This is a genomic window from Mesorhizobium sp. M2A.F.Ca.ET.037.01.1.1, assembly GCF_003998075.1.
Taxonomy (GTDB): Bacteria; Pseudomonadota; Alphaproteobacteria; order Rhizobiales; family Rhizobiaceae; genus Mesorhizobium.
Genome location: NZ_RZSA01000370.1, coordinates 1 through 5799 on the forward strand (window position 1 = coordinate 1; position 5799 = coordinate 5799).

Annotated in this window: 4 protein-coding genes; 3 read left to right on the forward strand and 1 reads right to left on the reverse strand. The window is 66.5% G+C overall.

From position 1 onward, the window contains the following. The first annotated feature begins 194 nt into the window (after positions 1-194). Both leuB and EOA27_RS18810 read left to right on the forward strand, forming a co-directional pair. Positions 195-1298 (forward strand): 3-isopropylmalate dehydrogenase, encoded by a 1104-nt coding sequence (gene leuB, locus EOA27_RS18805; RefSeq protein ID WP_126080402.1) that lies wholly within the window; start codon positions 195-197, stop codon positions 1296-1298. Then, positions 1291-1788 carry a GNAT family N-acetyltransferase gene (locus EOA27_RS18810; RefSeq protein ID WP_245491119.1) on the forward strand — a complete coding sequence of 166 codons (498 nt, stop codon included), beginning with the start codon at positions 1291-1293 and terminating at the stop codon, positions 1786-1788. Before leuB ends, EOA27_RS18810 begins: the two co-directional genes overlap by 8 nt. A gap of 337 nt (positions 1789-2125) precedes the next feature. On the opposite strand, the gene EOA27_RS18815 is transcribed toward EOA27_RS18810, so the two are convergent. Further along, entirely contained in the window at positions 2126-4003 is a 1878-nt protein-coding gene (locus tag EOA27_RS18815; RefSeq protein ID WP_126080404.1) for a DEAD/DEAH box helicase, read from the reverse strand. Between the two features lie 598 nt (positions 4004-4601). Here EOA27_RS18815 and EOA27_RS18825 point away from each other — a divergent pair. After that, entirely contained in the window at positions 4602-5636 is a 1035-nt protein-coding gene (locus EOA27_RS18825) for an aspartate-semialdehyde dehydrogenase (RefSeq protein ID WP_126080406.1), read from the forward strand. Positions 5637-5799 lie beyond the last annotated feature (163 nt).

Here is a 5799-nt window from a genome sequence, read left to right on the forward strand (position 1 = left end):
GGGGAGAGGTGGCCCGGCGAAGCCGAGACGGAGAGGGGGAGCGCCCTACGAAGGCTCCTCTCCGTCCGCTTCGCGGACACCTCTCCCCCGCTTTGCGGGGGCGAGGAAACCAAGCTTCGAGAGGTCCCCTTGCGCCCAGCCCGCTTGGCGTTTAGCAAGGCGCCGGTTCAATTTCTCTCCCGGGACGGTTCTCCATGGCTTCGAAAAATCTCTTCCTGCTCGCCGGCGACGGCATCGGCCCCGAGGCGATGGCCGAGGTGAAGAAGCTGATCGCGGCCATGAACGACAAGCTCGGCAGCGGCTTCGCCACCGACGAGGGCCTGGTCGGCGGCTGCGCCTACGACGCGCATGGCGCGGCGATCTCGGACGCCGACATGGCCAAGGCGATGGCGGCGGACGCGGTGCTGTTCGGCGCCGTTGGGGGACCGAAATGGGATGCAGTGCCTTACGAGGTGCGGCCCGAGGCCGGGCTCTTGCGGCTGCGCAAGGACATGGAGCTGTTCGCCAATCTCAGGCCCGCGATCTGCTATCCGGCACTCGCCGCGTCCTCCTCGCTCAAGCAGGAGGTGGTCGAGGGCCTCGACATCTTGATCGTGCGCGAGCTCACCGGCGGCGTCTATTTCGGCGAGCCCAAGCAGATCATCGATCTCGGCAACGGCCAGAAGCGCGGCATCGACACCCAGGTCTACGACACGTTCGAGATCGAGCGCATCTCGGGCGTCGCCTTCGAGCTCGCGCGCACCCGCCGCAATCACGTCACCTCGATGGAAAAGCGCAACGTCATGAAGTCGGGCGTGCTGTGGAACGAGGTGGTCAGCCAGACGCACAAGGCGCGCTATTCCGACGTCAAGCTTGACCATATGCTGGCCGACGCCGGCGGCATGCAGCTGGTGCGCTGGCCGAAACAGTTCGATGTCATTGTCACCGACAATCTGTTCGGCGACATGCTGTCCGACATCGCCGCCATGCTGACCGGCTCGATCGGCATGCTGCCTTCGGCCTCGCTCGGCGCGCCGGATGCCAAGACCAAGAAGCGCAAGGCGCTCTACGAGCCGGTGCACGGCTCGGCGCCCGACATCGCCGGCAAGGGCATCGCCAACCCGATCGCCATGATCGCCTCCTTCGCCATGTGCCTGCGCTATTCCTTCGGCATGGTGGCGGAAGCCGACAAGCTCGAAGCGGCCATCGCCGCCGTGCTCGACGACGGCCTGCGCACGAAAGACATCATGTCTGAAGGCATGAAGGAAGTCGGCACCACCGAGATGGGCGATGCCATCATCGCCAAGTTCCTTGGCTGATCCCGGCACCGTCGACATTCGCTGGGCGAGGGTCGACGATGCCGAAGCGCTCGCCACCCTGCTCTGCGCGATGGCGGCTCACTACCGGCAGACGCCGCTCGATCACAGCCGGGCGGCGGCCACGGCGCGGCAATGGCTCAGCGACGAGAGCCCGGCCTATCCGCATTTCGCCCTGGCCTTCGCGGGCGGCGAAGTCGCCGGCCTCGCCTCGGTGGCCATCGCCCACCCAGGCATCGATCTCGAAAGGCTGATGTTCCTGAAGGATCTGTTCGTGCGCGACAGCGCCCGCGACAAGGGCGTCGGCCGCGCGCTGGTCGGCTTTCTCGCCGGCTATTGCCTCGGCAAAGGCATAGGCCGCATCGATCTCACCACGGAAGACTGGAACGAGGGCGCGCTGCGTTTCTACGACCGGCTAGGCGCCGAGCGCCACGGCCAGAAGGTTTTCCTTAGGCTGTCGGGCGACGCGCTGAACAAGGTCGCTGGAACCTGACGTTGGCGGGTATCGGCGCCAAGGCTGGGTAAACCTCGGAGGTTAGCCGAAGCGACCGAACTTCGTCATCCACGGGCGGAGCGGGAGCGAAGCGGACGCGTAGACCCGAGGATCCATGCCGTGACGTCGCGCGAATGGTAAAGGGGGTGCAGAACAAAGGCTTTTCTGCACCGCCGCGACGCTTGGAGGTCACGGCATGGATTCCAGGGTCTGCGCGCGTCGCTTCGCTCCTTGCTTCGCCCTGGAATGACGGAGGCGTAGTGGCTGCCGGCCCGCGCGCGTCGGGCTGACCGGCCGACTTGCTTTGCTAAACCCTGGCCCAACTCCCGTCGCGATTCTACGCTGGCCGCTTCTTCTGCTTCTTGCGCTTTTCCGGCTGGCCGGATCTCGGCCCATCGAACTTTGGCCGATCGAACTTTGGCTTCTCGAACTTCGCCTTGCCGGGCTTCTTCGCCCAGGGTTTCGCGTCGCCACCGGGCCGCTCGTCCGGCGCTCGCTTCTCGAACCCGGGTGCACCCTGGTCGAAAGGCCGCTTGCCGCGATGCGGCTTCTTGTCCGGCTTCGGCGGCTGGTAGCCGGCGCGCGACAGGTCGGGCGTGCCGTCGATGCGCCTCACCGCGATGCTGCCCTGCAGCTTGCGGTCGGGGCCGATCGCGGCGACGAAGCGGTCGGCCCAGTCGGCGGCGATCTGCACGAAGGTCTCCTCCGGCTGCATCTTGATGGCGCCGATCTCGCGCTTGGACATGCCGGCGGTGCGGCACAGCATCGGGATCAGCCAGCGCGGCTCGGCATTCTGCCGGCGGCCGACCGAGAGCGAGAACCAGACGCTGTCACCGAAATCGTCGCGGCGGGCTGGTGCGTCTTCCCGGCGCGCGAACTTCTCCTTTGACGGCGCAAACGGCGCGACGTCGATCAGGTCTTCCGGCGCCGACCGGCTGCCGCGGCAAAGCCGCACGAAGGCAGCAGCCACCAGCTCAGCGCCGTGCCGCTCGAGAAGTGCCGCGGCAAAGTCGCGCTCCTCGTCCTTCACCGGCTCGCTGAAGGACGGGTCGGCCAGGATGCGCTCGTCGTCACGCCGCAGCACCTCGTCGGCCGAGGGCGGGCTTGCCCAGGTCGCGGTCAGGCCGGCATTGGCGAGCAGCCGCTCGGTGCGCCGGCGCGCATTGCCCGGCACGATCAGTGCGCTCACCCCCTTGCGGCCGGCGCGTCCGGTACGGCCGCTGCGATGCAGCAGCGTCTCCGTATTGCTCGGCAGGTCGGCATGGATGACGAGATCGAGATTGGGCAGGTCGATGCCGCGCGCAGCGACGTCCGTTGCGATGCAGACCTTGGCGCGACCGTCGCGCATCGCCTGCAGGGCATGGCTGCGCTCGTTCTGGCTGAGCTCGCCGGACAGCGCCACGACGGCGAAATTGCGGTTGTTGAAGCGCGCGGTGAGGTGGTTCACCGCCGCGCGAGTGTTGCAGAACACCATCGCATTGGCGGCCTCGTAATAGCGCAGCACATTGATGATGGCGTTCTCGCGATCGGCGGGCGCGACGGAAAGCGCCCGGTATTCGATGTCGAGATGCTGCTTTTCCTCGCCGCCGGCCGAGATGCGCACGGCCTCGCGCTGATAGCCCTGCGCAAGCGTCGCGATGGAGCGCGGCACGGTGGCCGAAAACATCAGCGTGCGGCGCTCGGCGGGTGCTGAGTCGAGGATGAATTCGAGGTCCTCGCGGAAACCGAGGTCGAGCATCTCGTCGGCCTCGTCCAGCACCACGGCCTTCAGCGCCGACATGTCGAGCGCGCCGCGCGTGATGTGGTCGCGCAGTCGGCCGGGCGTGCCGACGACGATATGAGCGCCGCGCTCCAGCGCGCGCCGCTCGGTGCGCATGTCCATGCCGCCGACGCAGGAGGCGATCTGCGCGCCGGTCAGCTCATAGAGCCATTCGAGCTCGCGCCGCACCTGCAGCGCCAGCTCGCGCGTCGGCGCCACCACCAGGCCCAGCGGCGCGCCGGCAGCGGTGAAACGCTGAGCGTCGCCAAGCAGGGTCGGCGCCACGGCAAGGCCGAAGGCGACAGTCTTGCCGGACCCGGTCTGCGCCGATACCAGCGCGTCGGCCTCGCCAAGCTCAGGCTCCAGCACCGCCTTCTGCACCGGCGTCAGCGCCGAATAACCGCGCTTTTCCAGCGCTTCTGCCAGCGCAGGAACGATCATCTCGAAACTGGACATTTTCTTCTTTCGGAATTCGAAGCTTCTTTAGCCCATCGATGGACTGATGCCGGCAGGCGTTGAGGCGCCGCAAGGCCGGACGGTTGGTGGGTTCCTACTTCTTGGCGACGGCATTGTACAGAGCAGGCGGCACCGCCTTTCCCTTCTCCCCTTGTGGGAGAAGGTGTCGCCGAAGGCGACGGATGAGGGGTGCTCCAGGGAAAGCCAGCGTCTCACTCCGCTGGAACACCCCTCATCCGTCTCGGCGCTACGCGCCGATCCACCTTCTCCCACATGGGGAGAAGGAGAGGCGCTGCGGCGATTGACTCTTCCACCAAACCGCGTAAAAGCCCGCGTCGAACGGGATCATCCTCGATGCGCGGCCTTCCGATGGCTCTTCTTGCATTCGATGCCCCCAGCCACAATGTAACGCATTGGGCCGGGCGCTTCGGCGCGTCCGTCCGTTCCAGCAAAACTACGGCCAAGAAAACCACCACCAAAACGGTGTGATTCCCTTGGCCTAACCACCCTCTCCCGGGTCCGGCCCGGGGGACGAAACCCGCATCAGGCCGGCGGGTTTTCTCCAAACAACCAAGCGGAGAGGGACAGGAGATATCAGATGAGTTTCAAGGTTGCGGTAGTCGGCGCCACGGGCAATGTGGGCCGCGAAATGCTCAACATTCTGGACGAGCGCGGCTTCCCGGTGAGCGAAGTGGTGGCGCTGGCGTCGCGGCGCAGCCAGGGCACCGAAGTGTCCTTCGGCGACCGCACGCTGAAGGTCAAGGCGCTCGACACCTACGATTTTTCCGACACCGACCTCTGCGTCATGTCGGCCGGCGGCAACGTCTCCAAGGAATGGTCTCCCAAGATCGGCAAGCAGGGCTGCGTCGTCATCGATAATTCGTCGGCCTTCCGCTATGACCCGGACGTGCCGCTGATCGTGCCGGAGGTGAACCCGGACGCGGTCTCGCTGTTCTCGCGCAAGAACATCATCGCCAATCCGAACTGCTCGACGGCGCAGCTGGTCGTCGCGCTGAAGCCGCTGCATGACGTCGCCACCATCAAGCGCGTCGTCGTCGCCACCTACCAGTCGGTGTCGGGCGCCGGCAAGGAAGGCATGGACGAGCTGTTCACGCAGACCCGCGCGGTGTTCGTCGCCGACCTGGTCGACGTCAAGAAGTTCACCAAGCGCATTGCCTTCAACGTCATCCCGCAGATCGACGTTTTCCTCGATGACGGCTCCACCAAGGAAGAGTGGAAGATGGTGGCCGAGACCAAGAAGATGCTCGACCCCAAGATTAAGCTGACGGCGACCTGCGTGCGCGTGCCGGTCTTCATCGGCCATTCGGAAGCGGTCAACATCGAGTTCGAGAAGCCGATCACGGCGGACGAGGCGCGCGAGATCCTGCGCGAAGCGCCGGGATGCCAGGTGCTCGATAAGCGCGAGAACGGCGGCTACATCACGCCGCTGGAATCGGCCGGCGAGGACGCCACCTTCATCTCGCGCATCCGCGAGGATTCGACCATCGACAACGGCCTGTCGATGTGGGTCGTCTCCGACAATCTGCGCAAGGGCGCGGCGCTCAACGCCGTGCAGATCGCCGAGCTGCTGGTCGAGCGCGGCCTGATCCAGCCGAAGAAGAAGGCGGCGTAGTTCTCGCTCACGGGCCGTATCGCCGCTGCCGCGGCGGGCCCTCCGCGGGGGCGCCGGACGACCGGCGGCCCGCAGTCGCGGGCTCGGCCTTCGGCCGTTTGTTTCGCTCACGGGCCGCATCGCCGCTGCCGCGGCGGGGCCCCCGCGGGGGGGCCGGATGATC

Bases quoted from the DNA above. Each gene is read 5' to 3' on its own strand.
- leuB (WP_126080402.1), top strand. From the start codon at position 195: ATGGCTTCGAAAAATCTCTTCCTGCTCGCCGGCGACGGCATCGGCCCC.
- EOA27_RS18815 (WP_126080404.1), bottom strand. From the start codon at position 4,003: ATGTCCAGTTTCGAGATGATCGTTCCTGCGCTGGCAGAAGCGCTGGAA.
- EOA27_RS18825 (WP_126080406.1), top strand. From the start codon at position 4,602: ATGAGTTTCAAGGTTGCGGTAGTCGGCGCCACGGGCAATGTGGGCCGC.